Below are 20,372 nucleotides of genomic sequence, written 5' to 3' on the forward strand. Positions count from 1 at the left end.
AACGGAACCTTGCGCCAACCTGTGCCAAACGAAAGGACGGATCGAACCATGGCCATGCAGAAGAAGCGAAAGGTGCTGAAGGCGCCGTTCATCGTGACCGTCGCCGCGGCGGCCTCGCTCGCGGGCGCGGTGGCCCTGCCGGGGTGCAATCCCACGGTGACGAGCGGCAGCTGTCCCGAGTCGGCGCCGGAGGTCGGCTCGAGCTGCGAGGACGACGGCCTCACGTGCAACTATGGTAAGGAGTCGTGCGGCCTCCCGATCGACAGCACGTGTGTGAGCGGGGAGTGGATTGAGGGACCCACGGTGGCCTGCAACCCGCCGCCGCCGGAGTGCCCCGCGGAGGTGCCGAAGGCCGGCAGCGCCTGCGAGGAGCGCGGGAAGACCTGCCACTATGACACCACCGGTTGCCCCTCGGTGGTGACGTGCGGTGACGACGGCACGTGGTCCGAGCCGATCTCGCCGGCCTGCAACCCGCCGCCGCCGGAGTGCCCCGTGGAGGTGCCGAAGGCCGGCGGCGCCTGCGCGGAGCCCGGGACGACCTGCCACTATGACGCCACCGGTTGCCCTGCGGTGGTGAGCTGCGGTGACGACGGCACGTGGTCCGAACCGATCTCGGCGGCTTGCAACCCGCCGGCGCCGGTGTGTCCCGAGGTGATGCCGACGGACGGGGATCCCTGCGCGGCGGCGAGCGGGCCCTGCCCCTACGAGATGATGACCGGCTGCGGCCCGATGCCGACCCAGGCCATGTGCGTTCAGCAGAAGGACACCTGGAGCTGGCAGGTGGCCGAGGTCTTCTGCAACCCGCCGCCCCCCGCCGTCTGTCTCAACGCCGCCACCGAGGACGCGTGCGAAAACCTCGGGCCGGCGTGTCGCTGGCTCACGCCGGGCTGCGGCGACGCGTCGACGACACCCGTGCTGGCCGAGGCAGGCTGCTTCCCGAGCCAGGGTTGCGAGGTCGACGAGGCGTGTCCGGGCGGGACGCGCTGCCAGGAGCTCGTCATCAACCCCTGTTACAAGCAGGCCTGTGACGCGTGCGGCTCGACCATCCAGGTGTGCGCGCCGCCTGGCGGGCGCCCGAGCGCGTCGCCGTGAGCTCGTCCAGGGGCGGCGAGCGCCCGTCTCCCGTCTTGCCGCCCCCGGACTCCCCGCCTAGCGTGATCCCATGACGGACGCCTCCGACGCAGAGCAGGACAGCGACGCTGACGCGGAGGCGCCGCGCGGGCAGCGCGCCCCCCTCCCTCCCGCGAGCGACGCGGTGCGCGCCGAGTGGGGGCGGCGCGTCGAGGCCGAGTACCGCTCGGCGGCGATCACGCAGCACCTCACGCTCTGGCTGATCCAGATGGGCGCGTCGCCGGATCTCATCGACGACGGCCTCCGCATCGTCAAGGACGAGCTCGCGCACGCGCGCCTCAGCCATCGCGTCCACGCCCGCGCGGGCGGCGGCGCCTTGCCGGCGCTCCGCCGCGAGACGCTCGGGCTCAGGAGCAGCGGAGACGAGCCGCTCGAGATGTCCGTCGCCCGGGCGGGCGTGGAGGTGTTCTGCCTGGGGGAGACGGTCGCGGTCCCGCTCTTCAAGGTGCTCCGCGAGGGGTGCACCGTGCCTGTCGCGCGCCGGGCGCTCGATCGCATCCTGCGCGACGAGGTGCGGCACCGCGACTTCGGCTGGACGCTGCTCCGTTACCTGCTCGAGCAGCCGTGCGCGCCGGCCGTGCGGCAGCTGGTCGAGCGCGAGCTCCACGCCATGTTCACGCGGCTTCGCAGGAGCTACATGCCCCCTGGCGGCGCGAGGCGCGCGGCGATGTCCGACGACGACCGCGCCTGGGGCCTGATGCCGCCCGCGCGGTACGGCGAGATCCTCGAGCGCGCCGTGGAGCGGGACTACGCGCCTCGCTTCGGCGAGCACGGCCTCGACGCTGTCGCCGCGTGGCGCGCGGCGACAGCGCCGGACAGGTCCGCCGCGCCCCCCTGAGCCGGACGGCGGCGGGCGATCCGGCGGAGAGGACGCGAGCTCAGGCCGTGAAGACCGGACTCGGGCTCAGGTCGTGAAGACGCCGAACTCGGGGCTGTAGATGACCACGCCTCGGGCGCGCTCCAGCGCGCCCTGCGCGAGCTCGATCGCCATGAACGCCTCGTCCGCCGCGTACTCGTTGCCGAGGCCGTACAGGCTGGCCTTCTCGAACCCGAACCGAGCGTAGTACTCGGGCGCTCCGAGGACGACGGCGAACGCGAAGCCGGCGTCCCTGCACGCCGCGATCCCCCGCCGCGCCAGCGCGGAGCCGATGCCGCGGCCCGCGAGCGCAGGCGAGACCGCGAGCGGCGCGAGGCCGACGCCTTTGCCGGGGACGCCGTCGCCGGCGATCGTCACGGGGCTGAACAGGACATGTCCGACGATGCCGGTGTCCGTCTCCGCGACCAGCGAGACGGCCGCGCGCCCCGCGTCCCGCAGCCTGTCCACGAGATCCGCCTCGAGCGTCGAGGGAAACGCGGCGAGGTGAACGGCGCGGATCCCCGCTTCATCGCCCGCGCGCTCCGGCCTGACGTGCATCATCGACGCACCCCGCCGGGCCGGCGCCGCTCCGCTGATCGGCCTGCGCGAGGGGCAGCGTCCGGCGCGATCCCCCGCCCGCGAGCCGCGTCAAGCGCCAGGGAGGGCGCGGTTATGACAGACCATGTCCCACCGGGTCGACACCTCGATAACGCCCCTTGCTCTCCAGTTCTCCACAGGCGTTCTCCACAGGACATCCCCTGGACGACAGCTGGATTCTGTCGATTACCTTCGCCGCGCGCGCCGCGTCTCGTCATGGCCATTCGCACAGCCTAGCGGAACGCCGCGCCGCAGGGTGAACCGGCGCCCGGCGACACACGTAAACATACGAAATTACAATGATTATCACGGTCACAGGCACCGCCGTCCGCCCCTGACGGGTTGGGACAATGTCCGTCCGATCGATCCCTTTCCCGACGGGTCGAAGATGACTATCCATGGTAGACATCAAGAACGCGGCGCGACGGCGTGTCTCTCGCACGAGCGTGTAAATGGCGCGCCCGAATGCTTCGTTTTGGAGGAGACTTCATGGAAAAGATCTCGCTCACGTACTTTGTCGACTTCGTTCTCAAGGCCGGGACGCCCAAGCTGACGGGCGTCAGGGAGTTCAAGGAGCGGAAGGACGAGCTCCACACGGACTTTTACAGGCAGGTGCGAGAGGCGATCGTCGACATGCACAGGAGCGGAAAGCCCACCAGCGTGCTCGACGGCTTCCTCGCCGCGCAGCACGACGAGCGGCGCCGCCGCATCTACCCGTCGGTGGTGAACGGATATCGCAAGTTCCTCGCCTCGACGAGGATGACGTGGTTCGAGCCGCCGGCGTCGACGTACCGCCTCGGCGATCTCGAGATCAACGTCAACCCGGAGCTCGGGCTCGTCATCGATGGGACGCCGCATGTCATCAAGATGTATTTCCGCGGGGAGCCCCTGTCGTCCAAGCGCGTCTCGGTCGTGCTGAACCTGCTCATGAACGGGCTCGCGGAGAGCACGCCGGGCGGCGCCTTCGCGGTGCTCGACGTGCGGAACGCCAAGATTCACACCTTCAAGGTGCCGAACCCGCGGCTCAGCCTGCTCCTCCGCGGCGAGGCGGCCTCCTTCGCCACCATCTATACCGGGCTGTGATCGCGGCGCCGCCGGGCGGGGCGGCGCCGCGCAGACATCACACCACGTCGTCTCCCGGCGTCCACCGAGCCCACGACGCCCACCGCGATACCGGCGTTGCCGCGCCGCGCGCCCTCCGCCGCTCGACCGGGCGGGGGAGCGCGGCGCGCGCGCCCCGCCCGGAGCAGGACGCGCACCGGGTGGACGCGGGAGCCGAAAGGTCGATGTCACGACGACGACGCGACGACGCGACGACGCGACGACGCGACGACGCGACGACGCGACGACGTGATGACGCGACGCCGCAATGAATGGCGCACACGCAATCGAGCTGTAGGAGATCGACGCCACTGGCCTCATCGCAGAACGTACGCGGAACGTACGCGGAACGTACAAGCAGAGTAAAAATGACCGATTCAGAGAAAGAGAACTACGATCGCTCGGGCAGTTTCGTTTATCCTCGGGCTGCCATGGACCGCCGCGCGCAGATCACCGCAACCCCGCTTCATGTGCCCAGCATTCTTGTGGTCCTTGATCCCGCGTGGCCGGCGCTCTTCAGCCTGTGCCTCGCGGTGGCGCCGGGCTGCGGGGTGCTCCTGCACCGCTGCGACGCGGCCACCGCCGCGACGATCGCCGCCGAGCGGCGGCCGCTCGCGATCCTCCTGTCCAACAGCATCTACGCGAGGGATCCTGCCGATTTCGAGGCGCTCGCCCGGGACGTCCACTCGACGCTGCTGCGGCTCGATGAGGAGGTCAGCGAGCGAGAGCTCGAGGCGATGCTGCACGGCGCGCTGCGCGAGACGCGCGAGATGAACGCGCAGCGCGACGCGGGTCGGCGCGACGAGGGAGGCGGGCGCTACACGATGATCGGGGCGCAGCGCAGCGAGACCTTCGGCCACAAGGCGGCCTCGGGCGCGGACTCCCGCGCACCGCAGCGGGCGGGCGCGAGCGCGGATTCTCGCCTCGCGCCGCAGGTCCGCGACAGGTCGACGAGCCAGAGCACGCTGCCGCCGCCATCGGCGCGCTCCGCCGCTCCGCTGTCGGCCCGGGGGCCCCTCGCGAGCCACGCGCTCACGCCGGTGCCCCCGTCGAGCGCGCCGCCTTCGTTCCGCTCCCCGCCGTCGGTGCCCTCCGCGCCGCCGCTGGCGCGCACGCAGCCGAGCGCGTTCGCGCCGGGCGGGTCGCCATCGGCACCGCCGCCCTCCGCCCGCCCGCTCTCGAGCCCCGCCTATGCGTATGCGGAGGGCGCCGGGGGCGGCCGCCTGTCGAGCCTGCCTCCGTCGTCGCGCCCCGAGCCCCTGTCGAGCCCGCCTCCGTCGATGCGCTCGCAGCTCCTGTCGGGTCCACCTCCGTCGACGCGCGCGCAGCCGAGCGTGCCGCCGGTCCCCTCGTCGCGCCCTCTGCCAGGGGGCCCTGCGGCGCGTCGACCCACGCCGACGCCGTCGAGCGCGCCGGCAGGGCCGCCGTCCTCCAGGCGCAGCCTGCCGAGCCCGCCGTCCTTGCGCACGATGGCGAGCTCGCCCCCCTCGGTGCGCTCCGTCCCGCCCGGCACGCCCTCGAGCGCCGAGCCCCCGCCGTCGATCAAGACGATGGGCCCCCTGTCGGCGCGGATGGCCCCGGCGTCCTCGGTGCGCCCCGAGCTGTCGCCGCGCTCCGGCGTGCGAGAGCGGGGCAGCGAGGAGCTAGATGCCGTGTTCGAGGATCAGAAGCTGCCGCTCGACGCGCTCGCGCGGAGCAACCGCGGCACCACGACCACGCGCTGAACCGCGGCCCAGCGCGTCTTCCGCCCCCCTCTTCACCAAGCAGAGCGACAGCAGAGCGGCGGTCACCCGCACAGGAGACGGGCCCAGATCGGCGTTTTCGGCGCGGAAGCGCACTCCTGTGCGCTGAGCACCGAAAACGCCGAGATGGGCCCGTATCCGAAGCGGGTGACCGCCGCTCGCTCTAGCGGGGGCGGGTGAGCCACGATGCGGCGGAGCCCGCGGCGCGCCCGAGCAGATCGCTCGCGATGTCGAGCAGCGCGGGCGGGGCGGGCGCGCCGAGATCGCGGCCGAGATCGACGAGGATGCGGTCGACGCACTCCATCGCGCTCGAGGCGGCGAGATCCATCCCCGCGCCGCGCCCGCCGGCCGCGCGCCCCGCGAGGTACAGCCCCCTCACGGGCGTGTACACCGCCGGCCGCGCGCGGCCGACCTGGCCAGGCGTCTGCGCCGTCCCCGACGCGAGCTCGCCGCCCGGAGCGCACGCATCTCCGCCTCCGTCCGGGGATGATCCGTCGACGAAGATCGCCTGGGAGAGCACGCCGGGCACCGCCGCCGACAGCGCGCGCAAGAGATCGTCGACCGTCGCGCCGGGTCCGCCGCGCGAGGCGCCGCCGCTCCCCCCCGGTACGGCGCACGCGCAGAGGAGCTCATGCCCAGGCGGCGCAAGCGACGGGTCGAAGCGCGTCGGCGCGAGGCAGTAGAACGGAAACGCTGGCGCGCCGGCGCCGCCGGCGAGACCGGCGAGCGCGCCCGCCGGGGCGAGCCGCCTGCGCAGCCCGATCTTGACCTCGACCAGCCTCGGCCGAGGCGCGATCGCACGGACGCGCGCCACGTAGGCGTCGGGGAAGTGCGGCTCGCCAACGAGACCCGACACGGTGCGCAGGAGCCCGGCCGCGCTCACAACGATGCGCGCGGGGAGCGCCGTTCCGTCCTCGAGCTCGACGCCCTGCACGCGACGATCGCGCACCAGCACGCGGCGCACGGTCGCGCCCGTCCACACGGCAGCGCCGAGCTCCCGGGCCAGGCGGCAGAAGACCTCGGGGATCCGCGAGGCACCTCCCTCGGGATAACGCTGCCGGCCGGCGCGGGCGAGCCGGCGCAAGGAGAACAGCGCCTCGCCCGCGGACGCCTCGGCTCCTGGCAGCAGCAGCGGCAGGCCAAGCAGCCCGCCGAGCCGAGCGGCGGCCGCGGCGCGCGGGATGAAGCGGGCCACGTACGCCTCGGCCGTCACGTCGTCGCACGCGGCCAGATCGACGTCGCGCATCGCCGCCGCGTGCGCGAAGAGACGCGCGGCGCCCGCTGCCTCCAGCGGGGTGAGGTCGAGGCCGCGCGCGAGATCCAGGGCGGTCCCGGCGAGCCGGAGGAGATCTGCCCGCAGGACGACGCGGCGAGCGCGCGCGGTCCCGGCGCGGGCGCCCGTGAAGCAGAGCGCCGCCGGCTCGTCGCTCTGCTGGAAGGTGACCGCGTCGCCCTGGCCCACGCGGCGGAGCACGTCGCCGAGCGGGCCTTGCTCGCCGCAGCCGAGCATGTGCGTGGCTGTGTCGATACGGAAGCCGTCCCTCTCGTAAGCGGCAGAGGATCCGCCCAGCCGGCGCTCCTTCTCGACGAGCAGGGTCGGGATGCCGGCGTGCGCAAGGAGGAGCGCCGCGGCAGCGCCGCCGACGCCAGAGCCGATCACCACCGCGCGCAAGGGAGCCTCGTCCATGACGTCACGAGAACATATCGCGGAGAGCCCGCGCGGCGCGCGCCGCGCCACCGGCAATCACGCGGAAACCGCGCTGGAATCACGCTGGCAGGCGCCAGGAGACGCTGGCAGGCGCGAGGCCACGCGAGGGGAGGCCGCGGGATGCGAGGAGGCGCGTGAGCCACGTGGGAGGACGCGGGGCCGCGCGAGGAGACACCGGGCTACGCGGAATCACGCAGGGCAAGGCGGCGCAGCACACCACGATCGACAAAGCGCCGAGGCGCGCGCCGAGCGTTGACCCTCGAGAGCGGCCCCCCGTAGAGTGTAGCCTTGCAGCCGACGTGCCCGCTATGAAGACCTGCCCGCAGTGCCATCAGCGTTACCCGGCCGACAGCGCCTTCTGCTTCATCGACGGCTCGTCGCTCGTCTCCGAGAAGGATCCCCGCATCGGGACGTCGATCGCTGGCCGGTACGTCATCGAGCAGGGCCTCGGGATCGGCGGGATGGCCACGGTCTACAGGGCATACAACAAGCTGATCGGCACCCCGTGCGCCATCAAGATCCTGAACCGCGAGTTCGCGCAGGACACGACGACGCGGGAGCGCTTCCGGCGCGAGGCGCGGCACGCGCAGCGCCTCGCGCACCCGAACATCATCGAGATCTTCGATCAGGGCGACACCGACGACGGGCTGCCCTTCCTGGTGATGGAGCTGCTCCAGGGGACGAGCCTCGCCGACGTCGTGGAGCGCAGCCGGGTGCCGCTCGCGCGGGCCCTGCCCATCTGGGTGCAGATGGCGCGCGCCCTCGGCCGAGCGCACGACTTCGACGTCGTGCACCGCGATCTCAAGCCGGAGAACGTGTTCCTGATGAAGGGCGACTGGGTGAAGCTCCTCGACTTCGGCATCGCCCGCTGCGCGCAGGACGCGCGCCTCACGAACCTCGGCGAGATCTTCGGCACACCGCAGTACATGGCGCCAGAGCGCAGCACGACGATCGACGCTGGCCCCCCGGCGGACCTCTACTCGCTCGGGGTCATCATGTTCGAGATGATCACGCAGCGGCTGCCGTTCGACGCCCCGGATCCGGCGAGCTGGATCCTGAAGCACATGAACGAGCAGCCGCCGCACCTCAAGGAGCTGGCTCCGGAGATGCCGGACGCGCTCGACCGCCTCGTCAGCGCCCTGATGGCGAAGGAGCCCTCCGAGCGCCCCGTCGACGCGTACCGCGTGCTCGCGGAGCTCGAGGAGATCGCGGCCGCGGGCCGGATCGCGCTCCCCCCGCCGCCGGAGGCGATGCCGCGCGACTCGGCGGTGCGCTCGAGGGGCGCCGGGCGCGATCCCTGGGTCAGCCGGCTCGAGCTGTTCGAGCGGATGACGGCCCGCGCGTTCGGCGCGTCGGCGCCGGGGGAGATCCAGCGGCAGCTCGAGGCGCTGCGCGGCGTCGTGCGGGAGCACGCCGACCTCCGCTCGAGGGCCCTCGACGAGCAGCGGCGCCTCGAGGGCGTCGCCGAGGAGTGGCGCGACGGCCGGATGCAGATCGGGCGGGCGATGGACGCGCTCACGGTCGACGCCTCGCTCACGCGCGAGGAGGCGCGGTCGTTCCGCGCCAGGGTGGCGCCGCTCAGCGCGGCGACGCAGGCGTTCGTCCCCGAGGTGCTGATCGCGCACAAGGAGGCCGTGCGCTGGGAGGGCCGGTGCGGGTTCGCCGAGCCCTACCTCGAGCTCGCCGCCAGCTACCGCAAGCTCGCCGAGCTCGTCGAGGGCTGGTACGCGTCGCGCAAGGCGGACTACGAGGCGGAGAGCGAGGCGATCGCCCGCGAGCACGAGGTGGCCGAGGTGGACGCGCAGATCAAGAAGCTGCGCGAGCGCCTCGAAGAGCTCGACCGGCAGCTCGAGGCGCGGCGCCGGGAGTCCCAGGAGCGCATCGCCGAGATCGGGCGGAGGGTCGATCAGCTCGACGCCGAGCTGCTCCACCTGGCCAGCCGCTTCTGCGCGCCGCTCCGATCGAAGCCGGAGCTCGGCACGCTCTTCGTGGAGCTCGAGCGGCTCGCCGGCTGACCGCTCCGCTCCGGCGCGCCCCGGGCGCACATCGTGGCGGCGTGTCGCAGGTCGCGGCGCTCCGGCGAGGACTTCCCTGCGGCGCGCGTGGATCCGGCTCGGACGCGCCCCCGCGGAGCTCGACCCGGCGGCGCGGCGTTCCTCCGCCGCCAGCCGTCGCGCCGCGCGCCAGCACGGTCGCCGCGCCCCGTGCGTACTAAGCTACCCGCCGTGACGCCCGACCCCGCACCCGACGAGGCGCGGCGCTCCTCGCCGACGCGCCCACCGCGCCCGCCGCGCGCGCCGGGACGCGCGCGCCGCGCCGCGTCCGCCGTCGCGGCGGCGCTCGGGCTCACGCTGACGTTCGCGGGCGCCGCGGCCGTGGGCGTCGCGCTCCACCTCGACACGCCCGCCGCGCGCCGCGTGGCCCGCGACGCCACGAACCGGCTCCTCGGCTCGCTGTTCCAGGGGCGGATCGTCGCTGACGAGATCGACGCGCTCGGCCTGGGCGGCGTGCGGATCCGATCCGCGGTCGCGCTCGATCCACGCGGGAACAAGGTGATCCGCGCGAGCGGCCTCGAGGCGCGCGCCGACGTGCTCGCGATGCTCCGCGGCGCGCTCTTCGGCGCGGGCGCGCTCCGCATCGAGGTCCCGTACATCCGGGTCGAGCAGGCCGACGTGCTGGTCCAGGACAACGGCGCGGGGGGCGTCACCCTCGGCGACACGTTCACGCCGCTGCCGCCGCGAAGCCCGCCCTCGTCCAGGCCCGAGGGGCCTCCGCGCGACGTCGTCGTCGCCCTCTCGCACGTCGAGATCGGGCGCGGGTGGGTCCACGGGCAGGTCGCTCCGCCGCGCGCCCTGGACGCCGATGTCAGCCGGCTCTTCGGGTCGGTGCACGTCGGCCCGGAGGGCGTCGCGGTCGACGTCGATCAGACGGGCCTCGTGGATCGCGCGTTCCTGCCGGCCAGGACGGCGGGCACGGCGAACTACCACCTCCGCGCCGGGGCCGAGGTCCGGATGTGGAGCAGCTTCGCCGGTCGGCTCGCCGACGTCGAGGTCACCGCGCGGGCCGTGCTCGACGGGGAGCACCTCGAGGCGCAGGCGAGCGTCCCGCGCGCCACGCCGGAGCAGCTGCGGAGCCTCCTCCCGGATCACCCCCTCACCGAGCCCATCTCCGCGCGCGTGGCCGTGAACGGCCACCTCCCTCGGCTCGACGTGGTGGCGTCGGCCTCGGCGGATCCTGCCGGCCCCGCGGGCGGCGGCCTCGCCCTCACCGGGCGGCTCGACGTGGCGGGGCCCGTGCGGCTCGACGCGGAGGTCGAAGCGCGCGACGTCGATCTGCGGCTCTTCGGCGTGCGCCTCTCGCCCGATGCGGCGAGCGGCGCGGCGCCCGCACCGGCCGGCGCGGCGCCCGCACCGGCCGCGCCCGCCCGGCCCCGCGCCGTACCCACCCCGACCCACGCCGCGCCCTCCCTGCCCCGCGTTGCGCCCGCCCGGCTCCGCGCTGCCGCGGCGAAGCCCGCGCCGGAGCGCGGCTCCGATCCGGCGCCCTTGATCACCGCGGACGGCCGGGTGCGCGTCGAGCTCGGCGACCTGCTCCGGCTCTCCGTCGAGGCGCGGACCGAGCCCACCGCGCTGCTCGGGCAGCGCGTGCCGGCGGCGGACGTCCACCTCGTGCTCGACCGCGGCGAGCTCCACGCGCGCGCGCACCTCCACGAGCCGGGCGCGCCGATCGACGCCGCCGTCTCCCTCCTGCCGGGCGGGCAGGGCCTCCGCTTCGCGGCGACGGCCGACATCCCGGCGATCGCCGCGGCGCCGCGTCTCGCCGGGCCCGTCGACGGCGCCGGCCGCGTGCGCGTCGAGGGGAGCCTGCGCGGGGGAGCGCTCGACGCGCGCGTCGAAGGCGCGTTCGCCGGGCTCCGGGTCGGCCAGGACGTCGCGCTCGCCAGCGCGCGCGTCGCGGGGCGGGTCTCCGGGCCGATCGACGCGCTCTCGATCGACGCCTCGCTCTCCGGGAAGGAGGCGCTCGCCGGCGGCCACACCGTCGACGAGGTCACCGCGCAGATCTCCGGCCCGCTCGCCTCGCCGAGGCTCCGCGCGACGCTCACCGACGGCGACGACGCCCTGAGCGCCTCCGCGCGGCTGAGCTCCACGCCCCTCGCCCTCCGCGACGTCGAGCTCCAGCTGAAGCGCGACGGCGCCGCGGTCGCGGGGAAGATCACGGCGATCACCTCCTCGGCCGGCGGGCTCGCCGTCGAGGGGCTCGATCTCTCCTCGGCCGAGCTCGGCTCGCTGAAGGGCCGGCTCGCGGTGCGGGGCGATGACGTGACCGGGCGCCTCCAGGGCGACGGCATCGACGTCGGCCGCCTGGCCCGGATCTTCGGGATCCCGATCCGCGTGCGCGGGCGCGCGGAGGTCGACGTCGCGCTCGATCGGGACCGCGAGACCGGGCGCTCGGGCCACGTACGGCTCGGCCTTACGGGGGGCGAGATCGCGTTCCTGTCCGGCATCTCCGCGCAGCTCACGGCGACGTTCGAGCGCGACCAGGTCAAGGCCGACGGATCCGTGCGCATCGACGCGAAGTCGCCGCAGCCGAACGGGAACGGCGGGCAGCCGCCGAACGGCGCCTGGAACGACGCCCCGCCGCGGTGCGCCGGCACCCTCGCGAGCGTGCGTGTGTCCGGCGCCGAGGGCACGCTGGAAGGGCCCCTCCTGCGCGCGGAGACCTGGGCCACCCTGGTCGGGAAGGCCGAGGTCGCCGCGGACGACTGGGACCTCGGCTGCCTCGCGCAGCTCATGCCGATCGGGCACATCGTGAGCGAGGTGCGCGGCAAGCTCACGACCAGCTTCGGGGTGTCGCGCGCGGCCGGCGATCCGTTGCCTTCGCTGCACGACGTGCTCGTGCGGACGCACGGCCTCGCGGTCGCCGGGCCTCATCGGCTGGGCGCCGAGCGCCCGGCCTGGGAGTCGCGCTTCGTCGACGCGCAGCTCAAGGGCTCGTTCAGCGGCGCGACCGGCAAGGCGGACGCCGCGCTGACCCTGTACGACGGCGGGCTGCTCGCCGACGTCTCCGGCGCGATCGAGCTCGATCTCGAGGCGCTCACGGGGCCGCCCGCGGCCCTTTGGTCGTCGCTCCTGCGCTCGCCCATCGCCGCGCACGCCTCCATCCCGCGGCGCGGGATGGACCAGCTCGCCACGCTGCCCTCGTTCGTGCGCGAGGCGCTCCCGCCGCTCGCCGGCGAGGTGCGGATCGACGCGTACGCAAACGGCACGATCGAGCGTCCGTTCCTGACGGCGCGCACCCTCTGGTGGGGCTTGACCTATGCGCCGCCGGGCGCCTCGAGCGCGACGGATCTCCTGTTCCCCACCGATCTCGACGCTTGGCTCACGTACGACAGCGAGAAGGCCACGCTGGACGCGCACGTCACGCGCGGCGCGGCCGAGATCGCGACCGTGAGCGCCGAGGTGCTCGCGCCGCTCGAGCGCCTGCTCGCGGACGTCCCGGCGCGCGCGCTCAAAGGCGCGCCTCCGCCCCCGGCGTGGACCGGCTCCTTCCGCGCGACGCTGCGCGAGGTCCCGCTCGGCGAGATCCCCCTGCTCGCCGACAGCGGCATCGCCGGGCGCGTGAGCGGCGAGATCGAGATGCGCGGCCTCAACATCGCGCCGTCGCTCAAGGCGCGCCTCACGGTGCCGGGCGTCACGCTCGGGAGCGACCTCGCCTTCGAGCGCGGCGTGCTCGCGCTGCGGATCGACCCGATGCGCGAGGCCGGGCGCGGGCACCTCCGCGTCACCGAGCTCGCCCTCGAGGGCCGGCGCGGCGGCAAGATCCGCGCGAACGCCTTCGCCAGCGTGCGCTTCCGCGGCGGGCTCATCCCGGTCCTCGACGGCGAGCGCACGGACCTCGCCATCTCCGCGGAGCGCTTCCGGCTCGCGGCGCTCCAGCCGCTTGTCGGCGGCCTGCTGAGCAAGGTCGATGGGACGCTGGACGGCGACCTCCGCATCGAGCTCGGCGGCCCGTCCGACGCGGACGGCAACCTCCGCGCCCAGCTGGAGGTCAGGGACGGCGTCGTGCACATCCCGGAGCTCGGGCAGGAGCTGCGCGACGTGGCCGCCCGCGTCACGGCCGAGGGCGGCGTCGTCCGGCTCGAGGGCTTCCGCGCGGCGGGCACGACCGGGATGGCGCAGGGCTGGGCCCTGTTCCGGCTCGCCGGGCTTTCGCTGCGCGACGGCGCCGGGGCGCTGACGATCGCCGAGGACCAGGCCCTCCCGCTCACGCTCGAGGGGGTGCCGCTCGGGACCGCCTCCGGGGCGCTGTCGTTCATCGCGGAGAAGAAGCCGGGCGAGCTCGCCCTGTACGCGACGGTCCCCACGCTCCGCGTCTCGCTGCCGGCGACGAGCAGCCGCGACGTCCAGCCGCTCGGCGACAACCCCGACATCTCCGTCTCGCACCCGCTCGGGCCGGAGAAGCAGCGGCGCGCGGCGGACGCGCTCCGCTACTCCGCGACGTTCGACGTGCGCGACGCGTTCGTCAGCGGCGCGGGGCTGCGGCTGCGCCTCCAGAGCGCCGAGGACGCGCCGCCGCGCGTCGTGATCGGAGAGGACACGCGGGTGTCGGGCGGCATCGAGATCACGCGGGGCGAGCTCGAGATCTACGGCAAGGCGTTCGAGATCGAGGGCGGGCGCGTGCGCCTGCGCGAGGAGGACGCGTCGAACCCGCACCTGAACGCCACGGCGCACTGGGACGCCCCCGACGGCACGCGCATCCACGTCGCCTTCAACGGCAACCTCCGGCCCATCACCGACAGGTCGCTGCGCTTCACCTCGAGCCCGCCGAGCTCGCAGCAGGACATCCTCGCGCGGCTCCTGTTCGGCGCCGATTTCTCGGAGGGCGCGCAGGCCGCGGGCTCCCAGACGCCCGCGGGCCTCGCGGCCGGCGGCGTCGCGGCGTCGGTCGGCAGCGAGATCGCGTCGGCGCAGTTCAACGCGCTGCTGAGCGGCATCGCGCCGCTGCGCGGGCTGACGACGCGGTTCGGGACGACCTCGGAGGGCGCGCTGCGGACGAGCCTGGTCTACCGGCTGAGCGACAACCTGACGGCGCAGGCCACCTTCCAGGAAGGCGCGCAGCAGAGCGCCGCGACGGGCTCGAGCGGGCCGACCCCCGGCGGGACGGCGAGCGAGCGCGGCACGCGGACCGAGGTCACCATCGACTGGCGCTTCAGCGAGCACTGGACGCTCCGCGGCACGGTGGGCGTCGACGCGCGCCAGGCGACCTCGGGCATGCTCGACCTGCTCTGGCAGTACCGGTACTGAGCCGAGCGCGGCCGCCTCGGCCCCGCGCGACGGCGATCCCCCCCTGGATCTCCGGCGCGCGGGGCTAGCGCGCGGCCCGCGGGGGCAGCGTGACCTCGCGCCCGCCCACGCGGAGCGTCGGCGGCTCGGCCTCGACGAGCAGCGGGGCGAGCTGCGTCTGCGCGTGGCGCGAGAAGCGCGCCTCGAGCGCGCCGCTCCGGGCGCGCGCGTACACGACGCCGTCCTCGCCGAGGGAGAGCGTCGCCGGATCGAGCGGCTCCTCCGTGCCGTCGAACAGGAGCAGCGAGACCGCGCCGCCCTCGCCGATCCGGAGCGCGTCGACGAAGAGCGGCGCGTCGTCGGCCTGGAAGTAACACCAGTCGTAGCCGTTCGTGAGGATCGGCCGGCCGTCGTCCGGGTGCCGCCCGATCCAGGACCGGAGCCCGCGCTCGATCGCCGGATGGTCGACCCGGGCGCCGTCGTGCCAGAAGCGGCCCTCGCGATCGAGCCGGATCGAGCTCTCGCGGGAGGTCCCTGGGGGCGGCGCGAAGCGGAAGAAATCGGGATGGTCGCCGGGTTTCATCGGTCACCTCGCAGGAGAGATGCGGCCCGGCGCGGTGAATCGCAAGGAGCGCAACGAGCGCGGGCAGCGCGCGGCGCGGAGTACTATAGCGGGCCCATGGGAGCCCAGACGGTAGAGGTCGGCACGGACGAGCACCTGCGCGCGACGCGGGCGTACTACGACGAGTTCTCGGCGCGCTACGAGGCCCGGCGCGGAGGGCGCGATCCCGGGGGCTACCACGACCTCGTCGACGCGCTCGAGGTCGACTTCGTGCGCCGCTTCGGCGAGGGCCGCGACGTGCTCGAGGTGGGGTGTGGGACCGGGCTCCTGCTCGCGCGGATCGGCGCGTTCGCGCGCGCCGCGCGCGGGGTCGATCTCTCGCCCGGCATGCTCGAGCGCGCCCGGGAGCGCGGGCTCGACGTCGTGGAGGGGAGCGCGACCGACCTGCCGTTCGCCGACGAGAGCTTCGACGTCGCGTGCTCGTTCAAGGTGCTCGCCCACGTGGAGGACATCCGTCGCGCGCTGTCGGAGATGGCGCGCGTGGTGCGGCCCGGCGGGCACGTGATCGCCGAGTTCTACAACCCCTACAGCCTGCGCGGGCTCGTGAAGCGGCTCGGCCCGGCGGGCGCCATCAGCGACAGGACCCGGGAGAGCGCCGTCTTCACGCGCTTCGACGCGCCGAGCGCCGCCGCCGCCCTGATGCCGGACGGCGTGCGCGTCGTCGCCTCGCGCGGGGTGCGCATCGTGACGCCGTTCGCGGCCGCGATGCGCGTGCCGGGCCTCGGGCGCCTCCTGCACAGGGCGGAGTGGGCGCTGTGCGACACGCCGCTCGCCCAGCTCGGCGGGTTCTGGATCGCCGCCGCGCGGAAGGCGTGAGCCGCGCGGCGCCCCCGGTCAGAACCGTCCGGTGAGCCCCGCGATCATGCCGCCGGGGACGACGGAGATCGTCGGCGCGGCGGTGAAGCTCGGCGGCGGCGGCGGCACGGGGCGCGTCCGGAAGGAGACCCGCTCGGGGACGAACGTGATCTGCGCGTGGGCGATCCCGGCCGCGACGAGCGTCGCGAACGCCCCGAAGGCCACGCGGTTGACGGCGGCCGCGGTCCCGATACGGCTGTTCAGCGCGTCGATGTCGACGCGCTGCACCGGGCCGCCGCCCTGCCCCGAGGACCTCGGCGAGACGTCGACGTTCTCGTAGCTGGCCAGCGCGATCGCCGAGACGATCGAGGTCCCGCCGGCGACGGCCTGGCTCACCAGGAAGAACCAGCCGAGCCCATCGTCGCCGTTCTGGAACTGCCCCACCCCGAAGGGCAGCATCGCGGTCCAGCGGGAGTTCTGCGCCACAACGCGCTCGCGCCCGGCGAGGTGATGGAGCTCGGCGACCCAGCGGCGCTCGTCCTCGCGGCTCCGCTCGACCCGCAGCCGCGCCGCGCGCTGCGCCTCGGCCTTCTGCCGCGTCACCTCCTCGATGCGCGCCCGGATGCGCGCCCTGACCGCGGTGAACCGATCGATGACCTCGGGCTGGAACACCGCCGGGTTCGGCGAGTACATCGGGTTGTCGAGGAGGATCTTCTCGATGTACGCCTCGGCCTCGCTCGTGCGCCGCAGCGCCACGAGCGCCGCGGCGGCGAGGCCGCGCGCCCGCTCGACCAGGCCGGGCTCGGAGATCCTGCACGGCTTGCCCTCCGCCTCGATCGGGCCGCGCTCGCAAAGCGCGTTCGCGGGATCGAGCATCGCCGCGAAGCGGCTCACGGCCTCCTCGTAGTGCCCGGCGTCGAAGCGCGTCTTGGCGAGCTCGAACTGCTGCACGTCGTCGGCGCGCGCCGGCGCCGCGAAGCAGAGCGCGAGGGCGGCGGCGGCCGCCGCCGCGAGGCGCCGCGGCGCGCGCAGGGCGCGGCAGCCCCCGACCGATGGGAAGCGAGCGCCGGGAGATCTCCTGCCTGGAGTTCGCGCAGCCATGCGGAAGGGGTGCGCCGTGATGTAGCGGAGTTTGGACGGGGATGCTGAGAATTCCGGAGCGGACGCCACAATGACGGCGATGCCGTCAGCCGGACGGCCAGGAAACCGTGTTCGGCTCGCCGGCCACCAGCGTCACGTTGCCGACGCGCGGCGCGGCCTCCGGCGTCGCGGGCGTGAAGAGGCAGCTCCCGCTCCAGGACACGTCGTTCAAGGTCACGGCCTGCGGGGTGCCCGCGTAGCCGATCAGGCCGATCTGCGGGCACGCGACCTGCGCGCTCGGCGGCGCGCCGCTCAGGACGACCGTGCTGGGCAGGATCTCCAGCTTGTGGATGATCCGCTGCGGCGCGGAGACGCCGGGCTTCGGCGCCACGACCGAGATGACACCCGCGTACGGCTTGCAGCACCGCGAGCTGGGCACGCTGATGTGAACGGTGTGTGTGCCGATCTTGAGCGGCGTGACCTTGTTCGCGCCGAACCAGCTGATCTCGACGCCATCGAGCACCAGCCTGGCGCCGCTCGGGACGATCTGGAAGACGACGTCGCGCACCGCCGGAACGTCCTCCGTCGGCGCGGGCGAGGGCGAGATGTGCGGCGACGGTGGCCGCGCGCGGGGCCGCGGCGCGCTCGCGACCTCCCTGGCGCTCGGCGCGACGGCGCGCACGTTCGGCGACGGGACGAGGGCGTCGATGCGCGTCGGCGGCGTCGGGGGCGCCGGCGGCGGCTCGGCCGCCGCGAGCGCGTCCACGTCCACCGGCGGCGGGTCGCGGAGCGCGCGGGCGATCGTGAACGCGGCGAGGCCGAGCGCCACCGACCCGAGCGCGACGAGCAGCGCGCGCAGCGCGAGCTTCTGCCGGTTGCGGCTCGCGTTCAGCTTCGCGAGCCGCTTGAGGATGGTGAGGTCGTTCGGCGCGAGGGCCAGCGCCCGGTTGTAGTCGGCGGCCGCGCCGGGCACGTCGCCGCGCTTGCGGCCGGCCTCCGCGCGCGCCACGAGGCGCGGGACGAGCCCCGCGACGTGCCGCTCGGCGTAGCCTGCCGGGTCGGCGAAGTAGGCGGCGAGCTCGGCGCGCGGCTCCGCGATCCCGAGCGCCGTGAGCTCGGCCCTGATCTGATCCGCGAGCGCGCGGGGGTTCGCCGGGCGCGCGGCGATGTCGTGCGCGAGGGCGCCCGCGACGATCCGGCTCCAGCGCGCGCCCACGGTGGCTCGCTCGCGCTCGGCCTCCGGGTAGATCCCCTCGAGCACCTTGCGGAGCACCTGCGCCGGGTTCTTGCCCTCGAACGGCAGGTGCCCGACGAGACACTCGTAGAAGAGCACCCCGAGCGCGAACACGTCGGTGCGCGCGTCGACCTCGCCGCCCTCGATCTGCTCCGGCGCCATGTGCGCCGGAGAGCCGAGCACCTGCCCCGTCGAGGTGACGCCCTGAGCGTCGAGGATCTTGGCGATGCCGAAGTCGGTGAGCTTGATCACCACGCTCGCGCCGTCCCGGCGGCCTTCACCGTCGCGGTCGGAGGGCAGCTCGACGAGCACGTTCTCCGGCTTCACGTCGCGGTGGATGATCCCCGACGCGTGCGCGTGCTCCAGCGCGTCGCAGAGCTCGAGCACCACCGCGGCGCCGATCTCGGCCGGCATCTCGCGGTGGGCGCCCAGGATCTTGCGCAGCGTGGCGCCGCGGAGCAGCTCGACGACGAGGTAGCGCTCGCGGTCCTGCTCGCTGGAGACGTCGTACACCTCGACGATGCCGGGGTGGCGCAGCTTCGCCGCCGCGCGCGCCTCGGCGACGAAGCGGGTGCCGACCTCCGCGTTCTCCCGGAGGTGCTTGTGGATGATCTTGACGGCGACCTCGCGGCGGAGCCGCGGGTCGCGGGCGCGGTAGACCGTGGCCATCCCGCCGTGGCCTAGCTCCTCGATCAGCTCGTATTTCTCGAGCTTCGGGAGGACTTCTGCGCCCGCGTTTCTGGAGAGGGATTCCTGCTCGCCCGACGAGCCCCTATCGCGGGCGGGCAGGCTCATTCAACGACCTTCACCCGAATCGTGTTGGTCGACCCCGAGACGCCGACAGGAGCGCCGAAGATGGTGACGAGCTTGTCGCCCGGCGAGACGAGGCCGTTCGCAAGCAGGTACCCGGTGGCGCGCTCGATCATCTCGTCCGAGTTGATGAGCGCGTCGATCGGGAGCGGCACCACGCCCCACAGCAGCGCGAGGCGCCGGCGCGTCGTGTCGTTCGGCGAGAACGCGACGATCGGCACGACGGGGCGCGCCTTCGACGCGTACCGCGCGGTGAGGCCGCTCTCGGTGAACGCGACGATCAGCTTCGCGCCGATGTCCCGCGCGATGTCGCACGCGTTGCGCGCGGTCGCCTCGGGGACGTTGGCGCGCTGGCCGGGCTGCTCGCTCGAGAGATAACGGTAGAACGAGCTCTGCTCGGCCTCCGTCACGATGCGGGCCATCATCCGCACGACGAGCGGCGGGTGCGCGCCCGTCGCGGTCTCCTGCGAGAGCATGACCGCGTCGGTGCCGTCGAAGACGGCCGTCGCCACGTCGCTCGCCTCGGCGCGCGTCGGGCGCGTCGCGGTCACCATCGACTGGAGCATCTCGGTCGCGACGATGACCGGCTTCTGGTGCACGCGGGCGAGGCCGAGGATCTCGCGCTGGATGATCGGCACCCGCTCCGGGTTGAACTCCACGCCGAGATCGCCGCGCGCGACCATCACCCCGTCCGAGGCGAGGATGATCGCCTCGAGGTTGTCGATGGCGCCTGGCGTCTCGATCTTGGAGACGATCGGCGTCGGGCGACCCCAGGCCTCGCAGATGTCGCGGACGTGACGGACCTCGTCCGCGTTGCGGACGAACGAGAGGGCGACATAGTCGACCCCCTGCGCGAGGCCGAAGCTGAGGTCGGCCTTGTCCTTCTCGGTCAGCGCGGAGATGCGCACACGCCTGGCGGGCAGGTGGACGCCGACGCGATCGCGCAGACGTCCGCCCTGCGTCACGCCGGCCTGGACGCGGTCTCCTTCGACCTTGGTCACGGTGACGACGACGCGGCCGTCGTCCATCAGGACGACGTCACCCGGCTGCAGATCGGACGCGAGCCCCTCGTAGAGGATCGGGATCTCGCCGGGCGTCGCGACAGGGCTGTCCCTGTTCGCCTCGGTCAGCCAAACGGTAGCCCCGTCAGCCACCTCGAAGGTGTTGCCGGGGAAGCGACCGGCTCGGATCTTCGGGCCGCAGAGGTCCTGCAGGATAGCCACAGGCTTCCCGCATGCCTCCGCAGCCGCACGGACCGTGGCGATTGCTTTGCCATGATCCTCATGCGAGCCGTGAGAGAAGTTGAGTCGAGCGACATCCATACCGGCGCGGATGAGCTGCTCCAGCGTCGTTTGAGAGTCACACGAAGGGCCAATGGTACAGACGATTTTCGCTCTGCGTACGAGCACGGGC

13 protein-coding genes are annotated in these 20,372 nt (G+C 73.9%); 7 read left to right on the plus strand and 6 right to left on the minus strand.

The genetic code is table 11. The features are described 5' to 3' along the window. Positions 1-54 precede the first annotated feature (54 nt). Positions 55-1,092 carry a hypothetical protein gene (locus tag WMF44_RS24630; protein WP_437292474.1) on the plus strand — a complete coding sequence of 346 codons (1,038 nt, stop codon included), beginning with the start codon at positions 55-57 and terminating at the stop codon, positions 1,090-1,092. A 70-nt stretch (positions 1,093-1,162) separates the two neighbouring features. After that, positions 1,163-1,969 carry a ferritin-like domain-containing protein gene (locus WMF44_RS24635; protein WP_437292475.1) on the plus strand — a complete coding sequence of 269 codons (807 nt, stop codon included), beginning with the start codon at positions 1,163-1,165 and terminating at the stop codon, positions 1,967-1,969. 66 nt (positions 1,970-2,035) lie between these two features. On the opposite strand, the gene WMF44_RS24640 is transcribed toward WMF44_RS24635, so the two are convergent. Then, positions 2,036-2,548: a GNAT family N-acetyltransferase gene (locus tag WMF44_RS24640; RefSeq protein WP_437292476.1), complete on the minus strand. Its 513-nt coding sequence runs from the start codon at positions 2,546-2,548 to the stop codon at positions 2,036-2,038. 525 nt (positions 2,549-3,073) lie between these two features. On the opposite strand from WMF44_RS24640, the gene WMF44_RS24645 reads away from it, so the two are divergent. Then, the gene (locus WMF44_RS24645; protein ID WP_012237163.1) at positions 3,074-3,667 is read left to right on the plus strand and encodes a hypothetical protein; all 594 of its coding nucleotides are present in this window, start codon (positions 3,074-3,076) and stop codon (positions 3,665-3,667) included. Positions 3,668-4,116: 449 nt separating this feature from the next. Beyond that, positions 4,117-5,409, plus strand: a complete 1,293-nt coding sequence (locus WMF44_RS24650) for a hypothetical protein (protein WP_437292477.1) — start codon at positions 4,117-4,119, stop codon at positions 5,407-5,409. 181 nt (positions 5,410-5,590) lie between these two features. On the opposite strand, the gene WMF44_RS24655 is transcribed toward WMF44_RS24650, so the two are convergent. Continuing rightward, the gene (locus tag WMF44_RS24655; protein WP_437292478.1) at positions 5,591-7,114 is read right to left on the minus strand and encodes a phytoene desaturase family protein; all 1,524 of its coding nucleotides are present in this window, start codon (positions 7,112-7,114) and stop codon (positions 5,591-5,593) included. A 329-nt stretch (positions 7,115-7,443) separates the two neighbouring features. Here WMF44_RS24655 and WMF44_RS24660 point away from each other — a divergent pair, with 329 nt between their 5' ends. Both WMF44_RS24660 and WMF44_RS24665 read left to right on the plus strand, forming a co-directional pair. After that, the gene (locus tag WMF44_RS24660) at positions 7,444-9,150 is read left to right on the plus strand and encodes a protein kinase domain-containing protein (protein WP_437292479.1); all 1,707 of its coding nucleotides are present in this window, start codon (positions 7,444-7,446) and stop codon (positions 9,148-9,150) included. Positions 9,151-9,360: 210 nt separating this feature from the next. Further along, entirely contained in the window at positions 9,361-14,439 is a 5,079-nt protein-coding gene (locus tag WMF44_RS24665; protein ID WP_437292480.1) for a translocation/assembly module TamB domain-containing protein, read from the plus strand. Positions 14,440-14,503: 64 nt separating this feature from the next. Here the strand turns inward: WMF44_RS24665 and WMF44_RS24670 are convergent, their stop codons facing one another. Continuing rightward, positions 14,504-15,001: a hypothetical protein gene (locus tag WMF44_RS24670; protein WP_272093455.1), complete on the minus strand. Its 498-nt coding sequence runs from the start codon at positions 14,999-15,001 to the stop codon at positions 14,504-14,506. 96 nt (positions 15,002-15,097) lie between these two features. Here WMF44_RS24670 and WMF44_RS24675 point away from each other — a divergent pair, with 96 nt between their 5' ends. Continuing rightward, the gene (locus WMF44_RS24675; RefSeq protein WP_437292481.1) at positions 15,098-15,856 is read left to right on the plus strand and encodes a class I SAM-dependent methyltransferase; all 759 of its coding nucleotides are present in this window, start codon (positions 15,098-15,100) and stop codon (positions 15,854-15,856) included. A gap of 18 nt (positions 15,857-15,874) precedes the next feature. On the opposite strand, the gene WMF44_RS24680 is transcribed toward WMF44_RS24675, so the two are convergent. From WMF44_RS24680 to pyk, 3 genes are all read right to left on the minus strand, one after another. Then, positions 15,875-16,936 (minus strand): hypothetical protein, encoded by a 1,062-nt coding sequence (locus tag WMF44_RS24680; protein ID WP_437292482.1) that lies wholly within the window; start codon positions 16,934-16,936, stop codon positions 15,875-15,877. A gap of 85 nt (positions 16,937-17,021) precedes the next feature. Further along, the gene (locus tag WMF44_RS24685) at positions 17,022-18,944 is read right to left on the minus strand and encodes a serine/threonine-protein kinase (protein ID WP_437292483.1); all 1,923 of its coding nucleotides are present in this window, start codon (positions 18,942-18,944) and stop codon (positions 17,022-17,024) included. After that, positions 18,941-20,368, minus strand: coding sequence for a pyruvate kinase (gene pyk / locus WMF44_RS24690; protein WP_437292484.1), 1,428 nt, complete (start codon positions 20,366-20,368; stop codon positions 18,941-18,943). Before pyk ends, WMF44_RS24685 begins: the two co-directional genes overlap by 4 nt. Positions 20,369-20,372: the final 4 nt, after the last annotated feature.

The sequence above is a fragment of the Sorangium sp. So ce426 genome (genome assembly GCF_051475585.1).
Classification (GTDB): domain Bacteria; phylum Myxococcota_A; class Polyangia; order Polyangiales; family Polyangiaceae; genus Sorangium; species Sorangium cellulosum_B.